Consider the following 23,557-nt stretch of genomic DNA (forward strand, 5'->3'; position numbering starts at 1 on the left):
GAATTAACCGACCAATAATTTAGCAGCTAGTGCAAAGTTGCCAACGTTCGCTGAACCATTGTTTGGAACGCTCGGCATTGTTAAATAATTATCGAGTGCGGGAACTTGTACATAATCATTTAATAATTTCGCGAATTCTGTACGTACTTTTCCTAATAACACCGGATTAGTGACCCCGCCCCCAAAGACAATCTTGTTAGGCCGTAGTGTGAGGGTTGTTTGCAACGCAGCTTGTGCGATGTAATATGCTAGAATATCCCAAGTTTGATCGGTTAAAGGAACTTCTGCCCCTTTTTTACCGGTCCGGGCTTCAAATGTTGGTCCCGCAACTAACCCCTCTAAACAATCGCCATGAAATGGACAAATTCCTTTGAATCCTAAATCGTCAGGATGGCGTTTCAAAAGAACATGCCCCATTTCTGGATGACCGATGCCCCCAACTAGTTGACCGTTAATAACTGCCCCAGCGCCGACACCCGTTCCAATTGTGTAATAAACGAGCGAATTAATTTTTTCATTGAATAGCGTAGCCATCGTAAATTCTCCGTATGCAGAACCATTAACATCCGTTGTCCAAGCCATTGGCACAGCCATTTCTTGTTTTAAAAAGCCGATAAAATCAACATCTTGCCAACCAGGTTTAGGCGTTGAGGTAATGTAACCATACTTTGGAGATGTTGTTCTAATTTCAATAGGTCCAAAGGTAGCGACCCCAAGAGCATCAATTTCAAACTGTTCAAAATAATCGACAACCTTTGTTAATGTTTCTTCGGGGGTGGTTGTTGGAAATTGCACCTTATCTTTTACTTGGTAATCATCATTACCGACAGCACACACAAATTTTGTCCCACCTGCTTCAATACTACCTAGTAACATTAAGCCATTCCTCCGAGTTGATAAATTTGGATGGTATCAGTCGATACCGCACTAATTGTTTCAATATGCACAGCTTGTTCACAATAAATTCGCTCTGAGAAACAAGCTTCGCCCTGATTAGTAAATAGTTCGATCGAACTCGTGTCCATTAGCAAATGCACATCAAATTGACCTGTTGTTTCAACCGAAGCTACTCGTTGTTTATCATCATTATATTTTTCAAGACTAACTGTGTGTTCATTCGCACTGTATCGTAAAACAATTAATGACTTACCATTTTCTGCAGCCACTTTAATCGTGACATCATGGTGGCTATCAAACTGGCCTAAATATTCTAAACTCTTAGTGGGGGCTTCAAAAAGATTGGCTCCCGTTGTTGCCAATAATTGTTTTTCTCGTAATTGTGCTACTTCTCTCACTGGAGTCATCAACACCTTATTCCCAGTAACCGTTATCTCCCGTGGAAAGGTTAAGGCTCCTGCCCAGCCATCTGCTTGTTCAGGCATCACACTTTCCCACATCGCTAACCAACCAAAAAGAATTCGGCGACCGTCTGGGGCAATTGTTGTTTGAGTTGCATAGAAATCATGGCCATGATCGAGTTCTCTAAAGGCACCATGTTCGAATTGTTTGCTATTCTGATTGTAACGCCCCGTTAAATAACCAGTCTGATGAAAGTTACGGTATTTCAATCCCTGGGGTTTAATCCCTTGTGGCGACATAATTAAAATATCCTGATCTGCCATTTTGAAGAAATCAGGGCATTCCCAGACATAGCCTTCTTCATCAACTGATTTAGCCGTTGCAATCGGTCCGATATAGTCCCAATCAATTAAATCTTTAGATTGATATAATAAAACGCGACCTAATCCAGCTTGATCCTTACTCCCAATCACAACAAAATAAGTTTGCCCATCAAACCAAACCTTTGGATCTCTAAAATCGCGCGCATTATCAGCTGGTGGCGTTGCAATCACTGGATTACCTGCGTACTTTTCAAAATGAATGCCATCATCGCTGACTGCTAAGTTTTGCGTTTCCCAATATTGTTCTGGGTCATTATTCTTCAAGTGTTGGCCGGTGTACATCAAATATAAGCGACCATTTTTTTCAATTGCACTGCCCGAAAAGCACCCATCTGGATCTTCAGCATCTCCAGGGAAAAGCGCAATTGGTAATTGTTCCCAATGCACTAAATCGCGACTACGAGCGTGTCCCCAATGCATTGGCCCCCATTTAACTGATTCCGGATGATATTGATAGAAAATATGATAGTAGCCTTTAAAGAAACAGAAACCGTTTGGATCATTAATCCAGCCTGAAGGCGCCATAATATGATAATTTAAACGATATCTATCATTTGTTATTTCGGGGTAATTTAATTTCTTTGTCATCATCATTCTCCTTTGTGTCAACCGATTGACATTTTATGCCAAAGTAAAGCGTAAGCTACTACGCCGTTGTCCCCTGATGGACTGTCACTGGTAATACAATTTTATGAGGTGTTTCTTTACCCTCAATTCGCTCCATCAAAGTTGATACTGCGACTGCTGCCATTTCTTCTATCGGCTGAATAATCGTTGTTAATTCGGGTTTAAATAAGCGAACCATGTCTGTCCCATCATAACCAACCACTAACAAATCTTCTGGGACTTGCTTTTGAAATTCGGCAGCAACTTGAATAATCAGACTAGCATCAACGTCGTTTGATGCGAAAATCGCATCGATTTTTTGATTTTCTTCAAAAATCTGGCGGAACGTTTCTTTCTTCTGTGTATCGGATGAATCAAGTGCGACCGTATAGACAACGGTTGGTAAATTATTAGCCGTCATCATATCTTCGTAAGCACGCCGACGATCTAAAGCTGGTGACTGCAAATCGGTTGGGCCATCCGTATGCACAATATGCCGTGCACCACGTTTTAGCAGTAACGTCATTGCCTTTTTACCGCCATCATAATTGTCAGAAGCAATCACTGGAATATCGTCATTCATCACCCGATCAATTGCCACAATTGGTAAATTAGTATGGTTATATTCCGCAATATTTTGGTTGTGCGCACCAACAATCAAACCGTCTACTTGATTAGCCAGTAATTTCTGTAAATATTCCTTTTCTTTTAAGGGATCATTCATTGAATTACCAATCAATACTTTATAACCAGCGTTGAAAAGTTTCATTTCTAACTGCGCCGCCATCTGACCAAAAAAGGGATTCGCAACGGTTGGAAAAATTAAACCAACCATTTTCGTTTCTTTTGTAAATAACTGGCGCGCGACATCATTAGGTTGATAATGTAACGCTTTCATTGAATCGAACACCTTTTGCTTTGTCTTTTCACTTAGATAGCCTCGATTATTTAATACTCGCGAAACAGTTGTTTTAGAAACGCCTGCTAATGCGGCGACGTCTTCAAGTTTGGGATTTTGCATTTTCTACTCCTATGTCATTCATACTAAACACTTTCGTTTATATTCTAACATAAAGCGTAAAAAACGCTGATCCTCCTTAATGTTGTTTTGCTAATTCAGCTTGAACGACTGTTTCATTCTTTTCAAATTTTGCATAGAAAAACATTGGGATAGCAGCAACCAAGAATAAAATAGCTGGTAACCAGACAAAACTAAAATTAATACCAACTAATGAATGTGCAGACTGGGTATGATTAGGTACATATCCAAAGTATTCCATAATCTTAGAAGGTACAAATCCACCAATCCCACTACCTGCTTTGACACAAAAGGCACTTCCGATAGCTGTTAAAAAACCACTTGCTCGAATACCATTTTTCCATTCGCCAAAATCTACCGCATCAGCAAGCATCAAAAATGGCATTGCTGCAGCAACCCCCGTGCCAATTGAACCTAAACAATAGAGAACCACCACCGCCACTTGATTAGCCCCAACAATTTGCAATAAGAGGTTGGAGACAGCAGCAAGGACTAAGGCCCCAATTAAAACTGCGCGTTTATTTGTCTTTTTAACAAATAATGGAATTAACATCATTCCAACTACCGCAACTGCTGATAAACCACCCGCTACTGACACCAGAGCTTTAGCATGAATATTGTATTGGAAATAATAAATCATTGCTGAACTTCTAACAGTTGTGCCAATCCAATAAAATAAATTCGTTAAAACAATTAAGACCCAAGGCCAATTACTTCTAGTTGCTTTAACACTTTCTTTTAAAGAAATAGACTGTGTCGATACTGCATTTACTTCTCTTAAATTCCAAAAAGCGATTAAAAAAGCTACAATCGATACAATTCCCATAACAATCATTGTTATCGAAAAACCTTTGCGATCATTGCCTTGTCCAAAGAGTTGCACTAATGGTAACACCACACTATTGGCAATCAATAGTCCGATATTGCCTCCGACCATCCGATAAGAATTCAACACCGTTCGTTGTTCTGGATCATTGGTTAAATTGGGCAAAATCGATGTCATTGGGGTACTAATACCCGTGTATAAAATGCCAGCTATGACATAGGTTATTGCTGCATAAACCACCTTTGTTGAGCCCGACAAATTTGGCGTTGTAAACGTTAGCCACGTGAATACTGCAAACGGTAAACATAACCATAAAAAATATGGTCGACTTTGTCCCCAACGTGTATGCGTATGGTCAATTAAAAACCCCCAGATTGGTGCATCGAACATATCAATACACCTTGTCAGCAGTAGAATAGTCCCAGCAACACCAATTGAAAGACCAAACACGTCCGTATAAAAATAAAGTAAGTAAGTACTAATGCTAACAAATAAGACATTGCCTCCAAAATCCGTCAGTGAGTAACTTAGCTTTCGAAATAGTGGAATTTCTTCTTTTTCCCGGATTTCTTTATTAATAACAGATGCCATTTTTTCAACTCCATTCATTTTAATGTTCAAAATCAAATCATTAACCTTTACTCGTAAAACCTCCAATGAATAATACCATTCAAGAAAAGCGCTTTCTTTTATTGGAATAACTAAATTATAATCGTTTTATCTTATATGTCAACCGGTTGTCATAAAAATGACTTTTTCCCTTCTAAACCACTTTATTTGCATTTTTTTATAAGCTATGTCCGTTGCTTTCCCTAAATGCGGGCCCTATAATGCGTATGTAATCTTATCTGGAGGTCTTTAGCTTATGGAAAAAAATGAAAAAATCGCGATTCTAGAAAAACTAGTCTCAATCGATACAACCGATCAAGCAGAAAGTGTTGTGGCTGATTATTTAGCCGATCTTTTTGCTCACCATGGCATTCAGACCGAAAAAGTGGCTTCTAAACCTGGCCGTGAAAACTTAGTGGCCTACTTCGGTGCAGCAACTGACAAGGTGCTCGGCGTAACTGGTCATATGGACGTCGTCAGTATTGGTGATCGTCACAAATGGACAAACAATCCTTTCACCCTAACCGCTCGCGATGGTAAGCTCTTTGGCCGTGGGGCAACTGACATGAAGTCCGGCCTTGCTGCCTTGGTCATTGCAATGATTGAATTACATGACGAACAAGTCCCACTAGCTGGTCAAATCAAATTACTTGCAACCGTCGACGAAGAAAAAAACGAAACTGGTGCCCAAACGTTAACTGCACAAGGTTATGCTGATGATTTAACAGCCTTGTTAGTTGCTGAACCTTCTGGCGTTAATAAACAAACTTTGGCCCACAGTAACCTCAAAATTCCCAAAGAAAATCTTCAAACGCTACTAGCTGCCAATCAAACAAACGAACAACATTTTCTGATTTTTGCGCACAACGGTTCCCTTGATTTCAAGGTGACTGCAACTGGTAAAACTGCCCACAGTTCAATGCCGGCACTCGGAATTAATGCCATCGATCATTTACTCACCTACTACAACCGCCAAAAACAATACTTCGATCAAAAGCATCCGGTTGATGATGTCCTTGGCGATATTGTGCCCGTCACAACTTTAATCAATGGTGGTGAACAAATTAACTCAGTACCGGGGCATGCAGAGTTGACTTGCCGCGTTCGTACAACACCTGCATTAACTGGTGACCAAGTGATTGCTGATCTCAATGCCATTATCGCTGAACTTAACCAGCAAGCAGATCTAAACCTAGAACTGACCGTCATTAATAACCAACCACCCGTTAAGAGCAATCCTCAAGCCCCATTTATTCAAACCGTCCAGAAAATCGGCCAGCAAACATTAGCTCAAGATTATCCACTCATGCACGTGGCTGGCGGCACTGACGCCGCCCATTTTGTTAAGAACAATCCTGACTTACCAGTGGCAGTTGTCGGCCCTGGAAATGATTCAAGCCATATGATTGACGAATATGTCGATGAAGAAATGTACCTCAGACATATTAACTTTTTCAAAGCTGTTATGACTGCGTATTTAGAATAACAATCCAAAGATACCGTACGCGATTTAATATGAAACACCATAAAAACACCTCACTTTTAAACGTTGTATTACTAACGCTTAAAAGTGAGGTGTTTTTCGATTTTAATTACGGTTCTCGAACTCTAGTAAGATTCAGAGCACAACCGATTAATGCGTCAGAAACTAATATAGAAGTACCACCAAACGATAATTTAAATGTTTTGACGCAATTCTCGTTTTATTCCTTGACAATTAAATCAGATAGGCATATTATAAATATGTAATCAAAATCATGTAATTAATTACATGAAAATTATATTTTAAAGGAGCGTTATTAACATGGAAAAAACTTTTAAAACTTTAGACGATTTTTTAGGCACACACTTTATTTACACTTATGATAATGGTTGGGAATACGAATGGTATGCTAAAAACGATCACACTGTTGACTACCGAATTCATGGTGGGATGGTTGCTGGCCGTTGGGTTAAAGACCAAGAAGCTGATATCGTTATGCTAACCGAAGGCGTTTATAAAATTACTTGGACAGAACCTACTGGTACAGACGTTGCCTTAGATTTTATGCCTAACGAAAAGAAACTACACGGGACAATTTTCTTCCCTAAATGGGTTGAAGAACACCCAGAAATTACGGTTACTTTCCAAAACGAACACATTGATTTAATGGAAGAATCACGTGAAAAATACGAAACATATCCTAAATTAGTTGTACCAGAATTTGCTAACATTACTTATATGGGTGATGCTGGACAAAATAACGAAGATGTTATCGCTGAAGCACCTTACAAAGAAATGCCAAATGACATTCGTGAAGGTAAGTACTTTGACAAAGATTACAAGAGAATCAATAAATAGATAATTTTATTGTAACTTCTATCCCCGCATTAACATTAGCCATAACAGCTAATATTAATGCGGGGATTTTGCTTAATAATTTTTTGATAAATAGATTAAAGGAGCGCGTAATTTCAATGGCTAACCAACAACCAGCGTTAGAATTTAAGTTTTCAATTAAAGTGTCCGTCGATAAACCGGTCTTTGTAGGCCAATCAGCCGATCAAGGTCGGCGGCAACTCATTCCAATTATTGACGGTTTAGTTGAAGGTGTCATTAATGGTCACCTTCTTTCAGGTGGAATCGATTCACAAATCATCCGACCTAACGGCGCTACAGAAGTGAGTGCGCGTTACGGCGTGAAGTTAGATGACGGGCGCTCATTTTATATACAAAACGACGGGATTCGTACCGTTCCTGCAGAATATGTTGCAGAGGTCTTAAAAGGTCATATTATCGATTCAGATAAAGTCTATTTCACCACAGTCCCTCGCTTCGAAATTTATGATGAAAGCCTGAGTTGGTTGACAACTAATATATTTATTTGTCAGGCTAAGCGATTACCTGACAAAGTCATTCTCAATTACTATTGTGTTAAGTAGTAAACCTATTTAGCCTAGTCAGTATTAAATGCATCATTAGCAGTATCTGGATACCGAGTACGGTGGCTATCATATGAGCCAACCTAAAAAGCATTTCGTTAGTTAAGATTTAGTATTATCAATCTTAAAAGCGAAATGCTTTTTTGGTTGGTTAAAAATATGCCATCAGGGATTGACATGGATTGAAGGCCTTCGCAAAATGCGGTCGTTATCCTCTATTCAATACCGCCATCGCATAGCTTAATTAAAATTTTTGTGAACTTCCATTTCAGTCAGTAATATTGAGATCAACGGCTTGATAAAATGCATTAGAAGTATCTTCAATGTTCCAAACGCCTAACAAGACATTGTAACCAATGCGATTATCCGGAATATTAATTGTCTGGGTAACATCTTTTGCAGGCAGTGCCCCGTGGTCGTCGATTGTAGCGATTTTTTCAAAATTAAGCATGCTTAAGGGCTGATTAGGGTTCCAACCGGGACGAGTTAAATAATAATCCCATGATTTCGTACTATGTTGGGCTGTTAAATGCCATTTAATCGTCATTGTCCCCTTCTTTACTTGATTTTTATACCATCTAGTATCTGATTGCTCATCTAGTTGATGAAAATTAGCAATATTGGCGCTAGCAATTCGACCGTCTACAAATGTATCCTTTTTAGCTTCAATACTTTGTGGTTCATATTGAACTGGCCCGATATTTTTATTTAGTGGTTGTTGGCCTGTAGCAGCTGTAAAAGCGTTACTACCTAAGTAAGCCCGGCTCCCTGGTTGCGTAATATAGCCATGGGCACTAGCCTGGCCGCTTAACATTGTCACGCCACCAATTAAAGAACAAACACCTACAACAGCCCAAGTAAATCCTTTGCTTTTCATATCATCATCTCCTAAATATATAATTGATATTACATTTATAGAATACACAGTCGGTGTAAGCGTTGTCAATTTTTAAGCTAATTCTAAATAACTTGATGTTCTAAATAAATTATTTGTCAGTAATTGTAATTAAGCTAACCAAATTATTATCAAATTAATACCAACGACAGCCGTTGATTTGTCCGTCATTTTTTATTTGAGCAAGCGCACTAGCGCAATGCGAAAAAAGTTAGAAATGCTCTGTCATCCCACAAAAATAACCGTATCTCGATGCTGACTCATTTTTATGCGTTTACCTTAAATGTTTTGTAAGAAGTATAAAAAAAATGTAAGTAACCCTATAAGGCCGCTCGTCTTCCCTCATCTATACTATAATCTCTATGATTACTAATATGAGATATGGAGGGATAATAATATGATAAGAAGAAATTTGAAATTTGCGAGCGGCATTATATTGACCATTCTAGTAATAGGGCTAATCATCGCTAAGTACACTGAGAATAAAGCGGTTAATACAATTAAAACGGGGTCTAGCGCTGTTTCTAATCAAATTAACCACAGTCAGCCAATCTCGTTTTTACTACTAGGTGTTGATACGGGTTCCGATGGTCGAATTGATCGTGGTCTATCTGACTCTATGATGGTTGCGACCATGAACCCTAAAGCTAAAAAGACGGTTGTTTACTCAATTCCACGCGATTCATTGGCTGAAATTATGACGAATAGTGATAAAGCAAATGTGCAAAAAATCAATGCTGCCTATGAAGTTGGGAAATCTTCCGTCGCTAAAAAAACGGTCAGTGCATTCTTAGGGGTCCCGCTTAATTATAATGTCACAATTGATATGGGAGCACTCAAAGAATTAGTTGATTTTGTCGGTGGGGTAACCGTCAAAACAGATATTGATGTTAGTTTTGATAATCAGACCATCACGAAAGGTACCCACCATATAAACGGCAAAGAAGCATTAGCTTATACAAGAATGCGTTATCAAGACCCTCGCGGAGATTATGGTCGCCAATTACGGCAACAAGAGGTTTTGAAACAAGTTGTTGATAAACTACGGACACCACCGTACTTAATTAAAATTCCGGATTTAATGAACAAGTTAGGCTCACACATTAATACCGACTTAACTGCCCAACAAATCGAGAAACTCGTTAAGGCTTATCATCAATGTAGCCAGCATGTTGTAACAGGTCAATTAATTGGCCGTGGCGCGTGGATTAATGGTAGTTCCTATCAGATAATTGCGACTGATAAACTACAAGCTGCTTCAAATCAATTACGAAACAATTTAGGTTTAGCGCCCAAAACGTTGGATAATACTGAAACGAGACTCAATCAATTAAATGATGCTTTCTTCAATAATGCTAATAGTACAACCTATAATACGAACGGATTGGATTCGACTTACTACACAAATAATACTCACTAAGCGGGTACATGCGAATATGAACGTTAATCTTGAATTGTTTAAAACAATTAATCAATTAGCCAACCATCAGAAAATCATTGATCAGCTGATGATTTTCTTAACTAATCAAGCCCCTGTGTTGTGCGGGATAACTTGGCTATTAATGTTACTTTATACTTTAAAAAGACACTTAATTACTCAACGAACGATTTTATTATGGAGTGCATGTGCGACTGTCGTTGCTTTACTCATTAATTACGGGATTGGTCATTGGTATTACTCAGCTAGGCCCTTTGTATCAACGCAAATCAGCCATGTCACTACATTAATTGGTCATAAAGCGGATTCTTCTTTCCCTAGTAAACACACAACCGGCAGTTGGACCTTGGCATTCACCAGTCTTGGCGTTTCAAAAAAATTATCAATTTGGCTTTTTAGTTTAGCTTTCATCATTGGCTTTAGTCGAATTTATGTTGGCGTCCATTGGCCGAGTGATATATTAGGCGGGATTCTACTAGCTGCCGTAGTCGCTAGTGTTACTCGCCTAGTTAGTAATAAAGTACAACGATAAATGAGTACAGGAGAGGCACATATGCGGATTAATCATAGTATTTTATGGCTGATTGCCATCTTAACAACTATTGGCTGTATTAGTATTTATTATACAGCTTTATACGATGGTCAAAACGCAAAGCATATGGTGATGATGCAGGTTATCTGGCTGACTTTAAGCGGGGCTACTGTATTTATTATGACTAACTTAACTGACGAGCAATTGTTTTATCTAGCCATCCCCATGCTGGATCTAACGTTGTTATTGTTAGTAGCCACGTTATTTTTATATAACAAAGGTATCTATTTACAAACAGGTGCAAAGGACTGGCTGGCAATTGGTGGGGTATCACTTGAGCCATGCGAATTTGTCAAGCCTTTCTTTATACTATATGTCGCCAGAGCCATGACAATTCATGATATTCAAGCAGCTGAGCCGACAATGAAATCCGATTGGCTATTTATCGTAAAAATCATGATTCTAGTATTACCACTCCTTTTTGTTTTACATCTCCAACACAATTTAGGGACAGCCCTTGCTTTTATGATCGTCACAATTATTATGCTAATATCAGCCAAACTAACTTGGCAAACAATCTGTATTATTACACTGATGACACTTAGTATTGTGCTCGTTAGTTACTTAATGTTTGTTACAAAACAAGGTCAAAATATTTTAATGCATCTAGGATTTAAAATTTATCAATTTAAACGATTAGATGCTTGGCTAAATCCAAGTAGTGATCCAAGCGGCAATCATTATCAGGTGACGCAAAGTATGAATGCGATTGGTTATGGCAATTTGAGTGGCCATGGATTTAATCATTTACATATTAGCGTTCCTGTCCGGGAATCAGATATGTTGTTTTCAACAATTGGTGAAGCAACTGGCTATTTAGGAACAACCTTCGTGATCGCGGTATATTTATTGCTAATTGTTTGTTTCCATCGGATGGCTATTGCTAGCAAGAATATTTTTCTTTCATATTATATAATTGGCTATATCGTCTTGCTGACTTTTCATATTTTTGAAAATATCGGTATGAATATTGGTATTATGCCGCTAACTGGAATTCCGTTACCATTTATTTCGCAAGGGGGTTCGGCCTTGCTATCTAATTTCATTAGTATTGGTATTATTTTATCTTTAGGGAAGAACAAGACACATACAATATTTGATGATAAACAGCACTGGCATATTAACTTTTTACCCCCAAAAATCTTCAACCACTTTTAAAGTTACTATTTTTCGCTGCGTTATTATCCAATTGCAGAATTGATAAATTAAAAAAAAGGCAAGCCCTATAATCGGTCTTGCCTTTTTATACTTATAGCTTATTTTTCATCTTTTGCAAAACGTACAAATTCTTTTAAAGCACCTTCAAGCCACATCCGTACTGCAGGTTCAGGGATCCGTAATGTCTCATAGTCAGTTGGTGAAAGTACATATCGGACGGCACTTTCTTCACCAGCAGCATGTTTTTCAACCCACTTAGGTTCAATAATCAATTGAATCCCCATGGCAACCAAGTCAGCACCAGCTTCTAAGGCTTCAGTGACCTGTTGTGCATTTCGCACACCACCGACAGTAATCAGCGCTACATCTTTAGGCAATGCTTCTTTGAACATTGTGACTAAGGGGCGCTTAACATTTTGATCGACAAATGGTGTCCCGACCGCACTAAATTGAGACAAATGGATGTAATCTAACAGACCATTTTCAGTTAATTTTTGTGCTAATTCGATTGCTTCTGTGTAATGATAACCATCTTTATACGTTTCTTCTGGACTTAGGCGATAACCAATAATAAAATCTTCTGATGCATATTTCTTAACAACCTCAGAGATTCTAGTGATCAAAGCGATTGGAAAAGCAAATTTATCGCCCCATTTATCCGTACGGTGATTTGCTTGCTGTGAGAAAAATTGTTGCGGTAAGAAACGATTAGCACCGTGGATTTCAATCCCACTAAACCCCGCAAGAATGGCACGTCGAACAGCTTGACCGTAATCCTCAATCGTTTGTTCAATTTCAAGCGCTGTTAAAGCGCGCGGTAATTCACCACCGTTGGGATCGGCAATTGCTGATGGGGCAACTGGTTGAGCGTCGTTTAATAATTGATGATTGGTTAAGCGACCTGCATGGTGCAACTGTAATACGGCTTTTGAACCATTGTCGGTAATTGCGTGCGCTAATTTTGATAAACTGGGAATTAGTGTGTCATTTGCAATGCTAATTTGTCCAGGAAATCCTTTACCTAAGTCATTAATATATGCGGCTTCGACAATAATCATGCCCGGCCCACCTGAACGTAATGCATAATAGTCGACCTCATCTTTAGAGATATGCCCATCATAAAAAGATGAGTCTAGCGTTGTTGGTGCCATTACAATTCTATTTTTCAAAATAGCACCGTGTTTTAGTGTTAAGGGGGGTTCAAAATTATAATTCATCGATATACCTTCTTTTTTAGTTATTGCTCAATACAAAACTTCACTGGACTGGAGTAAGCTTAATAGTCGCTTCAGCTACTTCGTCACTCGTCATAAGTTCAAGATATGAATCATATTTATTCTTATAAGCTTGATCAATAGCACGACGTACTTGACTATCCTTTGGGAAGGTTAGCCAGACATCTTTTTCAATATTGCCAATTGTAATGTGTGCTTTTTGTGTTTCTAGCGCGGCTTTATACCATTTAGATGCAATACCATGGGCACCACGAGCATAGAAATCTCCGTTAGCACTAACGCCCCAAATATAAGTTGGTTTGTGCATAACACCTTGGTCATCAGGTATCGAAATAAATAATGCGTCTTCGTGATCAATTATGTTTAATTCTTCTGTAGTCCAATTCATATTAATTTTTCCTACTTTCATTAGTTAGTTTATTTTCTAGATTAACCATATGCGTATCATAATGATCTATCTTATATTGTAAGTGTTCTAAAGTTGCTGTTAGTTCAGCTATCGTATCTTCGATTTCTGCTTTAGTTTCCTCGAGTAAATTGACACGAGCCGGGATTTTACGATCCCCTTGGGCAACCAGTTGCACGTAGTCAATAATTGTTTCAACATGGACACCAGCATGCCTTAAATCACGACTAAATTCGAGCCATTGGATTTCTAAATTACCAAATATGCGGTTACCATTTTGGTCTCTAGGAATAGCCGGGACAACCCCAATTCGCTCATAGTACCGAATTGTGTTGGGCGTTAAGTCGGTTAGCTTGGCAGCTTCTTTTATATTCATAGTTGTTGACCTCCTCTTGTTAATTACATTTAACACCTTTACCTTAACTATAAGGCAAGCGATTTATCCAATTTATTAATCCAAAACTTATTCACTTTGAATTATACTTCTAAAAATAGTTATTATTTGCCGGAATATAGCATCTCAAATACTGACCGTAAACAAAGACGTACCTTGTTCACTATTAATTTACATGGTAAACTAGCGCTATTCGTAAAATCGATATGATTAGGGAGCGACTAGATTGGATAAAAGAAAGCTTAATCCTCAATTATTGAAAGATAAGTTTATAAATATAGCCAAATACAAACAAATAGTAATCTATCTACTCATCGGATCAACTATTTTCAATATATATTTACGTTATATTTACAAGTTTTCAACACTTAATTATAAAAACACACCTAAAAGTTTTACACTGATAGATTATGGTCTGATTGCATTATTGTTGTTAGTTAGTCTTTTTTTTATATTACAAAAAAAGACCCACTTGTATAGATATTATAAATATATGACGACTTGTATCGAACTTTTTTTATTTTTGTTTTTCTTATTTGGAATATATCCTAATTTTAGCTATATTAACTATGGCTGGCACTTTCCCCTACATGACTTCTTTTTACCTCCAGTGATGCCGATTTACTCACCATTAAGTATGATAAGTAGTGGACTTCAGTTTTTATCACTAACTATATATTTAACGTTTGATTCTAATTTTTACAAATTTTTAGAAAAAAAAGGACTATTTAAAAAAAACAATTTACCTCAAAAATAATCGAGATAAATTGTTTCTTTTAAGCTGCAAATACTGCAAGTGCTATATCAGGTAAGAACTTGGCTAATATTGCAAGGAAGGCTAAAAACGCAACCCAAATAGTTTCTTTTTGGTTAGTCAACCAATCTAAACCAATTAATACGCCCGCTCGAATCTTTTCTGCATCAGTTTCTAAGACTTTTAAAGCATCATTAGCGGAAAAGTAGGCATTATAAATTAAAACTTTGTAGGTTACTTTACAATCAAGCGGTAAATTATCTTGATGCATCATACCCTTGATGCTTTCCTCCATTGTAATCAAAAGACCCCCTGTCGTCATTTCAGCACTAATCTTAACGCCGCCATTAGAGATTTTGGCACCAAGACTAGTAATGCCCGTTTTATTAAAAACAGTAACTAGTTCTGTCTCATTGTATGAACCAAATTGCTTCTCTAATTGCTTTGCCAATTCAACTTCCTCAATAACCCCGTTTTTGATTTTGACGGGTCCATCACCGGCGCCCATTTCGCCTTCAAAAGTAACTCGCATAAATTGGTTTGCGCCAATTAAATATTCTTTACCAAGCTCAAAATCAATGACATTATTGATATGTCCACCTAATAATTTGGCCATTGCAATAATATTATCCTGTTCAGTCGCTTTACCTGGTGTAAATGTTTTACAGCCAATATCGTGTGGTGCTTGATCATCGTTGACTGCCACTTGGTCAATTGGCGTACCCGCAATTGGATATTCAACAAACTGATCAAACGCCCATGGCTTGGCCATTGGATAACCTAGATTACCAGAGTAGCCTGTCGACATGTCTGACACAAAGGCATAAACAGCCAACCCTGAGTCAATCACGTGCTGGGCGACATTCCGTGTACCATAAATCCCAACACGGAATCGGCCAATTTGGTTAAATGCCGCGTTAACGCCTTGCATATAAGGAATGATAGTACCGCCGATTTCGCCTTCCAATAAATCTAAATCACAGGCAAAATAGATAATAGTATCATTTGTAAATCCTAGTACTCTAGCTGCACTAATTGCTTCAAGTCCATCGATCAGGCCTTGCGTATTGGTAAAATATTCTTTTTGCGCACCACCATCTTGATAGATGGCAAAAATACTTAAGCCACCTTCTGTAATTAATTTAATTTCTTGGTTAGTTAAATTTTTGGGGGTTTCATTAACACCGTTACCAACCGTTCCTGTTAAATAGCGACCAACAATTGAAAAACCATAGGTTTTAAGATTTTTGACATCACTTGCGGTGAGTTGTTTTGAAGTGTCGCAAGCAATTGAGTCTCGACTAGTATCACCATTAGATGTTAATAAGCCCTTCATAACACGATTTGGCGCCACTTCAGAATCAACAGGCGCTAAATTCATAATTTTCCTAAAGCCACGAACTGAAGCCCCAACGCTACTTCCATACGTGCCATCAAACGCCCCAGTATAAACTTTATTGACGTATAGGCCATACTGAAGGATTTTCACAACGTCACCAGTACTATTGATTGTTAAAGTTGGACATTTTGCAATTGTACCTGGACCGTAAACGCCATTGGCGACATCTGCCATACCAATCGCCACTTGAAGTCCATAAATTAGTGCAGTATTTGTTTCACGTTGATAAAAACCATCACATGGTAAAATACCGGTATATTTATAAAGTTTTTTATTCAAATCTTGTTGCATTGTCCGTATGCGACTGTCGCCACCTTGAATTAAGGTAAACTGACTCATGTCACACAAAGGTTTCATCCACATTGCACTCCACTTGCCATCAGGGGTTGAAAAACCAGCGTCTTTTTGTAATGATTCAAACGCCGCCTGAGTTTTTGTTGAGTATTTGCCATCAAAGCCATCAGGATTAATCCCCTTGGCCCAAAATCCACCTTGAATAATTTGAGCGATATTGCCATTATATTTTCCAGGAACAATTTTATCCGCAATCTTATCGAACGCAGCCTCAGTACCAGGTCCAAAATTATCAACCATTGGTAACCCAAACTCGTGTTGTAAGCCATACAATAAACCATACACTGTATTCCAACCAGTATTACCTGTTTCTGGAACCTTAGTCCATCCTGAAACACCACCATACGTTTTGTTTAACCATTGTTGAACCGCTAGGACCATGTCATCTTTTAATTGTTTTGTCATTTTTAAAGCCTCCATTATTTTTATTTACTTTCTGAGGTAATCCGTTAATGCAATCAATGGCCTCACCACCTCTCTTAATAATCTTTATTTAGACGATTTTGTAAGTAGCTGTTCAATTTGTTGAATGACTTGGCGTACAAAATAGCTACTGTTAGTCACTGGTAACTGATTTACAACAAAGGATAGTTGATCGATAATTGTTAATCCGGTGACCATAACCGCGATCGACCATTTCCATTCAATATGCAAATCGACTAATAATTGATCGATTGCGATACAACTACCAATTAATATCAAATTAACCAGTTCATTTTTTATGAAATCAACTATCTGTTGCCACCTAGCTTGGTGCTTTAAGTCTAGTAAGGTTAAAATGAAACGCAGACAGCAACACAACAGATAAGTGCCTACTAGACTGGTCTTAGCGCCAAAAATAAGCTGTTGGTGAATTATGATAAGCAACCACTCCCTTCTGTTTGACTGAATCGTCTACTTAATCCGTCGTAAGAAAATCTGATTTGTGACAAAAATAAGCAAAAAAAAATAAAGAATTTCGAAAAATTAAATTATTCTTCGAAATTCTTTATTTTTTTGTCACAATTTTTATTTTCCAACGACGTATTAAGTAGACGGACTTTAATGGGAGTTGATAATTTTGTGGCAAGCGGCACAGACAATCCTGGAATCAACTAATTATCCAATTGATGATAAGCAATTTATGACCATTTATTATCTGTTACGGGTACCAATCGAGAGGTTAATTGAGCATTATTATTATCGCGCAATCAGTAGTGGTGTGATAATTCCTCGAGATGATTTAAAAAGTATTTTTTTAGAAAATCTATGGGCGTGTATTTTAACCTGTCAAAAAGACCCTAATCTTTCACTAAAAAAATATTTTTACATCGGATTAAACTGAGAGACTCTGATTTATATCGCAAAAATCAAAGTATTGCTGCTTGCGATTCATTGGATACAGATCGTCAAGAAACGATTAATACCACGTCACTGGCAGAAAAACTAAGTGATCACTTAGCCTTAGTTGATAAAATCACCCTAAAAAAGATTCTTTCAGATTTTAATCGACATTATCCCCAGGAAGGTGCCTTAATTAGCCTATTAATTGCTGGCTGGACCCCTGCTGAAGTTGCCCAGATTGCCTATCACGATTCAAACTATTCGGCCCTGTCACGCCAAAAAATTTGCCGGCTCCGTCATTTGTTCCGTCAATTTTATAAACAGTACCAATAAAATAGGAGGGTTTATGATGACTACTTTATTTACCGATGTATCAGTGTGGAATGAAGATTCCGCACTATTCTTTAAACAACTAGCAACCCAGAACATCAAAGCTGCGGTTGTAAAAATCACCGAAGGTTCAGCCGATGGGACAAACTACGTTAATCCCAAAGCGGCTAGCCAAATTACCAACGCGTTGAATGCTGGTTTGCAAGCCCATTGTTACCACTTTGCCCGCTTTACAAGTGTCCAAGACGCCAAAAATGAAGCAACCTTTTTTGTGCAGCACGTCAAAGCCTTTGGCATGGATTCCACCACGATTTTAGTATTAGATGTTGAAAGTACCGACTTAACCACTAACCCCCAAGCTTTAACCGATCAAATTAATGCTTTTATGACGGTGGTTAAAGCCAATGGTTATCCTAAGTGTGATATTTATGCTTCTGCGTCGTGGTTTAACCAACCACGGTTCTATCGAGAAAAGTTGATTCCACAAAACTGCTGGGTCGCCAACTATGGCCGACCACAACCAGATGTTGATAATGCTGGGGCATGGCAGTTTACGAATCATTGGAATAGTCAAAACCTTGACATGAGTTATGACTTTAATGGCTTTTATACTAACTAAGTTTAGGTCCGAATGCTTACTTAAGCATTCGGATTTTTATAATTTGATAGAATTTAATTAGTAGACTTATTTTGAATGATTAATCTCAGCAAAGCGTGGTATTTCTGGTTAAAGTTTAGAAAAATAAATTTCGCAATATATCCGTCCTAAAGTGCTTAACTTGGGGACCATTGAAAAGACACCGCTGGGTAAAATGTTTATAATATGGGCAATTCAAGCTAGGAAAGAACATTCTATTTTAAATTGGCCAACCAAGACATTTAAGAAATAATTCAACAATAAGCATCGTCTAATATAGGATTATCTTCTATCACATTTTATTGCTCAGCATTTAGCCCGTTGAATAGATCTCAAACAATATTAGCCACCTCCAATTCATTTTTAACACCTAGGTAACACTGCTTGCCTTTATCAGTTATTTTAATTTTGACTAATCGTTGGTCAATTGTTTGGTCATGCTCTTTGTAAATAAATTTTTTTGCTAATAGTACATTTAATTTACGCGAGACTGCTGGTGTTGATACCTTTAATGCCCGCGCTAGCTCGCTTGGGGTTTCAATTTGATTATCAATAATTTGTTCTATTAGTAAAAACTGTTCGATCGTTAAATCATACTTACTGAGTATAATATTTACTTGGCTTATAATTTTTTGAACTTCTGTATACCACTGTTCAAAACTTGAAATACTTTTCATCTTAAAATAGTCCTTCCATTCAAAAAATAATAGTATTAATGTTTATTGAAAAAGAAAACAAACCAATAATCGGTTTGTTTTCCTGTTACCTATTTAATTGTAAAAGTAACTACTCTATTAGAATAAGCATCTGAGTAGTTAATTACATATTGACCTGGTTTGCCTTTTTTAAGTAATTCATTATATTGATAGAAATTACCGTTTTCAGTTAAATGTGCTAATTGGCTAATATCATGGCCATGATAGTCGACCGTTTTAACACCAGCTAGTGTCATTAAATATTGATCTTGCTGACTGGGTGCCAGAGAAAGAAGCTTGGCCACTTCCGCTTTTGTCAATGTCACATCATGTCCGGCAATATAATTGTCTGGATGAGTGCTATCTTTGAGAACAACTGTAATTGTTGAAGTACATTCAGCATGATCAACAACTGCAATTTCTAGGTGATAAATACCTGGTACGGCGTTTTCTAAATCGTGCAATGCAGCTGCATTTTGTTTAGTATCTGTCACTTCAATAGCCGCCATTGCATAATTATTAAGGTTGTAAGCAACCCCTTTATTATTAATATCTTGGTTAATCACCGTTTTAATATCAGCTTTTTGTAAAGCGCCTTTTAAGTTAGCAGTCGTAAAATTACTTGTATGGCTGCCGACTAAAAAGTCTTGATATTGGTGAATATTGTTATGAGTAGCTACCGCTGACGCCGTATCTGTATTGGTTGCGGCATCTACCGACATTGTACTGGTTGCCAAGGTTGATGCTGCTATTAAAGCTAAACTTGCGTATGCTAAATGTTTCATAATTTCTCCCTCAATCTCTTACTATATTAATTCAATAAAACCAATATCTTAAAAAAAGCAAGTGAAGCAGGGCCTCGCTTGCTTAAATTAAAGTATTATTTAACAGCATTTAGTGTCCATGTTAAGTTAGCTGTATATTCAGCGTTTTGAACTGAAGTAGCTGCTGGTAAGACTAATTGAATATCTTCTGGTGCCCACCCAAAGACATTTGCACCGGTACCCTCACCAGTTGCGGCTTTTGCGACTTCATGTTGTGTATCATTTGAACTCATGTCTACTGCAATTGTTTTATCTAGTGTTGAAACATCTTTTGTTCCAGGGTCAACTGCTGGTGTTTGTTTAGCTAAATTAGCCATATCATCTTTAAATGATTGATCTTGAGTTTCATTTGTTAAGCCAAAGACATCTTGTGTATGTCCATAATTCATATTTTTAAATAATAGTTGCCCATCAGCCAATTCTTGACCACTAGCCGATTTTAATGAATCATTTGCTTTTACGCTCAAAGTCCAATCACCTGATGCTTGGGTTGTTTTAGCATCATAAGTTTTATTTGGTGTGCGTGTTACTTGTTTATCAACAACTGTCGCCCATGCGTCGCCATTTTCATTAGCTTTTATTAATGCGGGATCTTGCGTATTTAATAAAGCAGTTTGGTTAGCTTTACCATTTTCATATGATGCTTGGCGATCATTTGATGGATTGGCATAGTTCTTGCCGTCAGCTGTAAATGTTGTATAAGCTGTATCAAATTTCGTGTGATTCCCGAAATCTAATACGTGTGGTACCATTTGAAGTCGTAAGAAACCAGTATTAGGATTGGGTTTATTATCACCAAAAGAAATACCAGCTTTAGTTGTATCGGTTTGTGGTAAGGCAACCCCACCATTATCAGCTGTCTTACCTTCAGCGGTTGCAGCAAATGCTGAAGTAGTTGGTGCTAGAATTGATAGTACTGTTGCGCTAGCTAATGTAGCGCTTGTTAATTTAGTGAATTTCATATCGAAATTCCTCCCTGTGTAATATTTGCGACGATGTCGCGGTTTATTTTTATAACTCAATAGCGATTATGCATTGAGATTATAAACAACTTTTGGTTAGTACGAGACAAGCCCAAGCGGGCCGTTAGAAGCGTTCAATCTACTTATAAGATTGAGCTTTTATTTAGCTAACTACTTAGTGTAATTGTGGTAAATGAGTTCAACTCAATATTGAACTTAATCGCAAAGTATAAACTGATACCAAAAATGATTGTTAATCCAACGACCAGCGCAATCAGTATCCACTTAAACTTTTTGTAATTATGCTCATTAACATAATGTGTTACCCATAATTTATTCATTTAATCGCTTCTTCCTACTTTTAAAATAAATTCGCATAACAATTCCATATATAATCAATAACCCAAGTACACCACCAACACCCATTAGAATTCGATTACGGTATTTTAAGTACAGATAATTATGATTATTGATAAAACGTGCTTGTCCTTTAGTAATTTCAACGTATTTATACGTGGTATGTTGATACTGAGTACTTTTAATTGTGATCTTTAACCGATATAAGCCTGGTACTAATCGTTTCCCCCCGAGTAAAAGGTCGTTATAAAAGGCAGAACTTGGCGCAACTTTTAACCCTTTTTTGGTACTTTGATAACTAAAAAAGGAATATTTTTGATTCGTTAACCGCATTTCGATTGTTGTATTCTGCAGATAAGTCGCATCAGGGTTCACTAACTTCACACTGATGGCGGCTTTTCTATTTTGAAGAATGCGAACTTTAATGCCTTCAGGTCGCAATTTTTTCATTTGTTGTTTCTTCAAAGGGCGGCCCTGTAAAATAATACCGATGGCATAAACATATTGATTTTGAATACTACTTTTCGGAGTATTAATACCACTAGCAATAATGTTTAAGGCTGCTGCTTTTTGACCTACAAATGCTGTGCTGTGCTGTTTCACCCTAAAAGCCACATTTCGACTAGTTTTTGGCTGTATATTTAATGCTTTAGGAGCTGTAATCATCGTTGAAGCTGGCACTTTTAATAATCTTTTGTCAATTTGTTGTCCACCAGTATAGTCAACAGCACCATTATCAACGGTGGTTGCATTGATAATTTTAAATTGAACTTTTATGATTTGATTAGTGGGATTATATAGACTAATTGTTTCAATCCGCGATTTTTTTGACACCACAGGAAGATCAAAATAACCTAAATGCTGCCCACCGATGTTATCTGCTGGTATTTGTGGTAAGACCTGAATTGTGACGGGTTCAGTACTATCTTGTTTAACTTTAATCCGTTGAGGTTTAGCATTAGCAGTGCCAATGTTCATCATGAATTCAAGTAATAAAGTAATTGTTAGTATGATTAACACTTGATTATATCTATTTAATTGGTTATTTAAGATCCTTTGCTTAAACATCATTAAACACCACTAGATAATAATTTAAGTAATTCCACTGACGCAATTACTAATAGAACACCACTCGCAACACTGACATATAACCACTTATTTTTAGGTTGTTTTAAAGCATTTTCGTTAATCTTAGCCACAGTGGCTTTTTTAACCGTAAATGTCTTTTTAAAATGCCAAGACATTGGTAAATGATTCCAGTCACTTTCACCTTTAACTTGAACATTCACTGTGTATTTACCGGGTTTTAATTGATCGTAAGACCAAGTAATCGGCAATGTGAATTTTGAATTAGGGGCGATTTTACTATCGGTTACATTAAAAACATGTTTTGAGGCAAATACCCCCGCTTTAGAGACGACAGCTTGGGCCGTGACATTTTGAATCATCATAGGTTGTGTGTTTCGTAAATCAATTCCCATACCTGAATGTTTTTTGTAGAGAATCGCTTTGGTTTGATCATATTTTAATTCGGGATAAACTTTGTAGTTAGTACCACGTAAAACAATACCGACAGCATAGGCATAATTACTTGATATTGCTGAACCACTACCCTTGCTGTTTAAATATTCAATGAAATGCCAATCCCCATAAATTTGGCCACGAGTATGCTCGGTGGGCATCTTCACAGTCGCTGAAATATCGCGAGTTTCATTAGGACCTAATCGCAATACCCGATCGGTGGGCGCAATATTTGTAATTTTTGTGAGTGGTACTTTTAAGCTAGAATCCAAATTTTTTATACTGGTAGTGAAATCTATCCCACCACCAACTTGGGTAAAACTATTGCCAATATCCGATTTAACGGTAATTTTATGATCTGTGAAGTTTTGGATCCGCATTTTAATGGTTGCTGTTTTGCCAGGGTCAATTTTCAAATCAAAATACTTCACATCATTATTAACTTGCGTATCTGCCGGTAAACGCTGGATCTCAAAATCCGCATTTTGTGTTTGAGTCGCCGCAAAAGTTGCCTTTGAACTGATTATAAAACCGGCGATTATTAAAAATACGCCTAATACTAAACCTCTTATCTTACTTACCAAAATTTTTCCCTCTTT

The 23,557-nt window shown here is 37.4% G+C and carries 24 protein-coding genes; 9 read left to right on the forward strand and 15 right to left on the reverse strand.

Translation table 11 applies throughout. From position 1 onward, the window contains the following. Positions 1-3: 3 nt before the first annotated feature. The 4 genes from scrK to J7Q78_RS03735 form a co-directional block, all read right to left on the reverse strand. Positions 4-876 carry a fructokinase ScrK gene (gene scrK, locus J7Q78_RS03720; protein ID WP_208422903.1) on the reverse strand — a complete coding sequence of 291 codons (873 nt, stop codon included), beginning with the start codon at positions 874-876 and terminating at the stop codon, positions 4-6. Beyond that, a complete protein-coding gene (locus J7Q78_RS03725) occupies positions 876-2,270 on the reverse strand; it encodes a glycoside hydrolase family 32 protein (RefSeq protein WP_208422904.1) in 1,395 nt (464 codons plus the stop codon). Before J7Q78_RS03725 ends, scrK begins: the two co-directional genes overlap by 1 nt. Before the next feature lie 58 nt (positions 2,271-2,328). Continuing rightward, positions 2,329-3,309 carry a LacI family DNA-binding transcriptional regulator gene (locus J7Q78_RS03730; RefSeq protein ID WP_208422905.1) on the reverse strand — a complete coding sequence of 327 codons (981 nt, stop codon included), beginning with the start codon at positions 3,307-3,309 and terminating at the stop codon, positions 2,329-2,331. A gap of 76 nt (positions 3,310-3,385) precedes the next feature. Beyond that, entirely contained in the window at positions 3,386-4,744 is a 1,359-nt protein-coding gene (locus J7Q78_RS03735; RefSeq protein WP_208422906.1) for an MFS transporter, read from the reverse strand. A gap of 274 nt (positions 4,745-5,018) precedes the next feature. On the opposite strand from J7Q78_RS03735, the gene J7Q78_RS03740 reads away from it, so the two are divergent. The 3 genes from J7Q78_RS03740 to J7Q78_RS03750 all read left to right on the forward strand — a co-directional run bounded on the left by J7Q78_RS03740 (position 5,019) and on the right by J7Q78_RS03750 (position 7,684). Continuing rightward, entirely contained in the window at positions 5,019-6,248 is a 1,230-nt protein-coding gene (locus J7Q78_RS03740; RefSeq protein WP_208422907.1) for an ArgE/DapE family deacylase, read from the forward strand. 318 nt (positions 6,249-6,566) lie between these two features. Next, a complete protein-coding gene (locus tag J7Q78_RS03745; protein WP_154242995.1) occupies positions 6,567-7,103 on the forward strand; it encodes a phenolic acid decarboxylase in 537 nt (178 codons plus the stop codon). A 116-nt stretch (positions 7,104-7,219) separates the two neighbouring features. Continuing rightward, positions 7,220-7,684, forward strand: coding sequence for a DUF3237 domain-containing protein (locus J7Q78_RS03750; protein WP_154242994.1), 465 nt, complete (start codon positions 7,220-7,222; stop codon positions 7,682-7,684). A 268-nt stretch (positions 7,685-7,952) separates the two neighbouring features. Here the strand turns inward: J7Q78_RS03750 and J7Q78_RS03755 are convergent, their stop codons facing one another. Next, positions 7,953-8,561 carry a lytic polysaccharide monooxygenase gene (locus J7Q78_RS03755; protein WP_154242993.1) on the reverse strand — a complete coding sequence of 203 codons (609 nt, stop codon included), beginning with the start codon at positions 8,559-8,561 and terminating at the stop codon, positions 7,953-7,955. A gap of 415 nt (positions 8,562-8,976) precedes the next feature. On the opposite strand from J7Q78_RS03755, the gene J7Q78_RS03760 reads away from it, so the two are divergent. The 3 genes from J7Q78_RS03760 to J7Q78_RS03770 are packed head-to-tail and all read left to right on the forward strand — an operon-like array spanning position 8,977 to position 11,767. After that, positions 8,977-9,999, forward strand: a complete 1,023-nt coding sequence (locus J7Q78_RS03760) for an LCP family protein (RefSeq protein ID WP_208422908.1) — start codon at positions 8,977-8,979, stop codon at positions 9,997-9,999. Positions 10,000-10,015: 16 nt separating this feature from the next. Beyond that, a complete protein-coding gene (locus J7Q78_RS03765) occupies positions 10,016-10,549 on the forward strand; it encodes a phosphatase PAP2 family protein (protein WP_208422909.1) in 534 nt (177 codons plus the stop codon). A 21-nt stretch (positions 10,550-10,570) separates the two neighbouring features. Next, complete coding sequence (locus J7Q78_RS03770) at positions 10,571-11,767, forward strand: FtsW/RodA/SpoVE family cell cycle protein (RefSeq protein WP_208422910.1); 1,197 nt, start codon at positions 10,571-10,573, stop codon at positions 11,765-11,767. A 98-nt stretch (positions 11,768-11,865) separates the two neighbouring features. Here the strand turns inward: J7Q78_RS03770 and J7Q78_RS03775 are convergent, their stop codons facing one another. The 3 genes from J7Q78_RS03775 to J7Q78_RS03785 are packed head-to-tail and all read right to left on the reverse strand — an operon-like array spanning position 11,866 to position 13,784. Next, positions 11,866-12,984 carry an NADH-dependent flavin oxidoreductase gene (locus J7Q78_RS03775; RefSeq protein WP_208422911.1) on the reverse strand — a complete coding sequence of 373 codons (1,119 nt, stop codon included), beginning with the start codon at positions 12,982-12,984 and terminating at the stop codon, positions 11,866-11,868. Between the two features lie 40 nt (positions 12,985-13,024). After that, on the reverse strand, positions 13,025-13,390 hold the full coding sequence (locus tag J7Q78_RS03780; protein WP_154242988.1) for a DUF2255 family protein: 366 nt from the start codon (positions 13,388-13,390) through the stop codon (positions 13,025-13,027). A gap of 1 nt (position 13,391) precedes the next feature. Continuing rightward, positions 13,392-13,784 carry a MerR family transcriptional regulator gene (locus J7Q78_RS03785; protein WP_208422912.1) on the reverse strand — a complete coding sequence of 131 codons (393 nt, stop codon included), beginning with the start codon at positions 13,782-13,784 and terminating at the stop codon, positions 13,392-13,394. Between the two features lie 244 nt (positions 13,785-14,028). Between J7Q78_RS03785 and J7Q78_RS03790 the strand changes: the two genes are divergently transcribed. After that, complete coding sequence (locus J7Q78_RS03790; protein WP_208422913.1) at positions 14,029-14,559, forward strand: hypothetical protein; 531 nt, start codon at positions 14,029-14,031, stop codon at positions 14,557-14,559. Positions 14,560-14,578: 19 nt separating this feature from the next. Here the strand turns inward: J7Q78_RS03790 and J7Q78_RS03795 are convergent, their stop codons facing one another. Next, positions 14,579-16,714 carry a glycoside hydrolase domain-containing protein gene (locus J7Q78_RS03795; protein ID WP_235688043.1) on the reverse strand — a complete coding sequence of 712 codons (2,136 nt, stop codon included), beginning with the start codon at positions 16,712-16,714 and terminating at the stop codon, positions 14,579-14,581. An 84-nt stretch (positions 16,715-16,798) separates the two neighbouring features. Beyond that, positions 16,799-17,176: a hypothetical protein gene (locus J7Q78_RS03800; RefSeq protein ID WP_208427749.1), complete on the reverse strand. Its 378-nt coding sequence runs from the start codon at positions 17,174-17,176 to the stop codon at positions 16,799-16,801. Positions 17,177-17,683: 507 nt separating this feature from the next. Between J7Q78_RS03800 and J7Q78_RS03805 the strand changes: the two genes are divergently transcribed. Both J7Q78_RS03805 and J7Q78_RS03810 read left to right on the forward strand, forming a co-directional pair. Further along, positions 17,684-17,965 (forward strand): hypothetical protein, encoded by a 282-nt coding sequence (locus tag J7Q78_RS03805; RefSeq protein WP_208422915.1) that lies wholly within the window; start codon positions 17,684-17,686, stop codon positions 17,963-17,965. Between the two features lie 16 nt (positions 17,966-17,981). Continuing rightward, positions 17,982-18,581, forward strand: a complete 600-nt coding sequence (locus J7Q78_RS03810; RefSeq protein ID WP_208422916.1) for a GH25 family lysozyme — start codon at positions 17,982-17,984, stop codon at positions 18,579-18,581. Between the two features lie 350 nt (positions 18,582-18,931). On the opposite strand, the gene J7Q78_RS03815 is transcribed toward J7Q78_RS03810, so the two are convergent. The 5 genes from J7Q78_RS03815 to J7Q78_RS03835 form a co-directional block, all read right to left on the reverse strand. Continuing rightward, entirely contained in the window at positions 18,932-19,276 is a 345-nt protein-coding gene (locus J7Q78_RS03815; protein WP_208422917.1) for a transcriptional regulator, SarA/Rot family, read from the reverse strand. 89 nt (positions 19,277-19,365) lie between these two features. Continuing rightward, positions 19,366-20,079, reverse strand: a complete 714-nt coding sequence (locus J7Q78_RS03820; protein ID WP_208422918.1) for a hypothetical protein — start codon at positions 20,077-20,079, stop codon at positions 19,366-19,368. Positions 20,080-20,174: 95 nt separating this feature from the next. Continuing rightward, positions 20,175-21,080 (reverse strand): WxL domain-containing protein, encoded by a 906-nt coding sequence (locus J7Q78_RS03825; protein WP_208422919.1) that lies wholly within the window; start codon positions 21,078-21,080, stop codon positions 20,175-20,177. Between the two features lie 333 nt (positions 21,081-21,413). Next, complete coding sequence (locus tag J7Q78_RS03830; protein WP_208422920.1) at positions 21,414-22,505, reverse strand: WxL protein host-binding domain-containing protein; 1,092 nt, start codon at positions 22,503-22,505, stop codon at positions 21,414-21,416. Positions 22,506-22,507: 2 nt separating this feature from the next. Next, positions 22,508-23,542 carry a DUF916 and DUF3324 domain-containing protein gene (locus J7Q78_RS03835; RefSeq protein ID WP_208422921.1) on the reverse strand — a complete coding sequence of 345 codons (1,035 nt, stop codon included), beginning with the start codon at positions 23,540-23,542 and terminating at the stop codon, positions 22,508-22,510. Between the last annotated feature and the right edge of the window lie 15 nt (positions 23,543-23,557).

Source organism: Latilactobacillus fragifolii, assembly GCF_905332535.1.
Lineage (GTDB): Bacteria > Bacillota > Bacilli > Lactobacillales > Lactobacillaceae > Latilactobacillus > Latilactobacillus fragifolii.

Bases quoted from the DNA above. Each gene is read 5' to 3' on its own strand.
- scrK (WP_208422903.1), bottom strand. From the start codon at position 876: ATGTTACTAGGTAGTATTGAAGCAGGTGGGACAAAATTTGTGTGTGCT.
- J7Q78_RS03725 (WP_208422904.1), bottom strand. From the start codon at position 2,270: ATGACAAAGAAATTAAATTACCCCGAAATAACAAATGATAGATATCGT.
- J7Q78_RS03730 (WP_208422905.1), bottom strand. From the start codon at position 3,309: ATGCAAAATCCCAAACTTGAAGACGTCGCCGCATTAGCAGGCGTTTCT.
- J7Q78_RS03735 (WP_208422906.1), bottom strand. From the start codon at position 4,744: ATGGCATCTGTTATTAATAAAGAAATCCGGGAAAAAGAAGAAATTCCA.
- J7Q78_RS03740 (WP_208422907.1), top strand. From the start codon at position 5,019: ATGGAAAAAAATGAAAAAATCGCGATTCTAGAAAAACTAGTCTCAATC.
- J7Q78_RS03745 (WP_154242995.1), top strand. From the start codon at position 6,567: ATGGAAAAAACTTTTAAAACTTTAGACGATTTTTTAGGCACACACTTT.
- J7Q78_RS03750 (WP_154242994.1), top strand. From the start codon at position 7,220: ATGGCTAACCAACAACCAGCGTTAGAATTTAAGTTTTCAATTAAAGTG.
- J7Q78_RS03755 (WP_154242993.1), bottom strand. From the start codon at position 8,561: ATGAAAAGCAAAGGATTTACTTGGGCTGTTGTAGGTGTTTGTTCTTTA.
- J7Q78_RS03760 (WP_208422908.1), top strand. From the start codon at position 8,977: ATGATAAGAAGAAATTTGAAATTTGCGAGCGGCATTATATTGACCATT.
- J7Q78_RS03765 (WP_208422909.1), top strand. From the start codon at position 10,016: ATGAACGTTAATCTTGAATTGTTTAAAACAATTAATCAATTAGCCAAC.
- J7Q78_RS03770 (WP_208422910.1), top strand. From the start codon at position 10,571: ATGCGGATTAATCATAGTATTTTATGGCTGATTGCCATCTTAACAACT.
- J7Q78_RS03775 (WP_208422911.1), bottom strand. From the start codon at position 12,984: ATGAATTATAATTTTGAACCCCCCTTAACACTAAAACACGGTGCTATT.
- J7Q78_RS03780 (WP_154242988.1), bottom strand. From the start codon at position 13,390: ATGAATTGGACTACAGAAGAATTAAACATAATTGATCACGAAGACGCA.
- J7Q78_RS03785 (WP_208422912.1), bottom strand. From the start codon at position 13,784: ATGAATATAAAAGAAGCTGCCAAGCTAACCGACTTAACGCCCAACACA.
- J7Q78_RS03795 (WP_235688043.1), bottom strand. From the start codon at position 16,714: ATGACAAAACAATTAAAAGATGACATGGTCCTAGCGGTTCAACAATGG.
- J7Q78_RS03810 (WP_208422916.1), top strand. From the start codon at position 17,982: ATGACTACTTTATTTACCGATGTATCAGTGTGGAATGAAGATTCCGCA.
- J7Q78_RS03815 (WP_208422917.1), bottom strand. From the start codon at position 19,276: ATGAAAAGTATTTCAAGTTTTGAACAGTGGTATACAGAAGTTCAAAAA.
- J7Q78_RS03820 (WP_208422918.1), bottom strand. From the start codon at position 20,079: ATGAAACATTTAGCATACGCAAGTTTAGCTTTAATAGCAGCATCAACC.
- J7Q78_RS03825 (WP_208422919.1), bottom strand. From the start codon at position 21,080: ATGAAATTCACTAAATTAACAAGCGCTACATTAGCTAGCGCAACAGTA.
- J7Q78_RS03830 (WP_208422920.1), bottom strand. From the start codon at position 22,505: ATGTTTAAGCAAAGGATCTTAAATAACCAATTAAATAGATATAATCAA.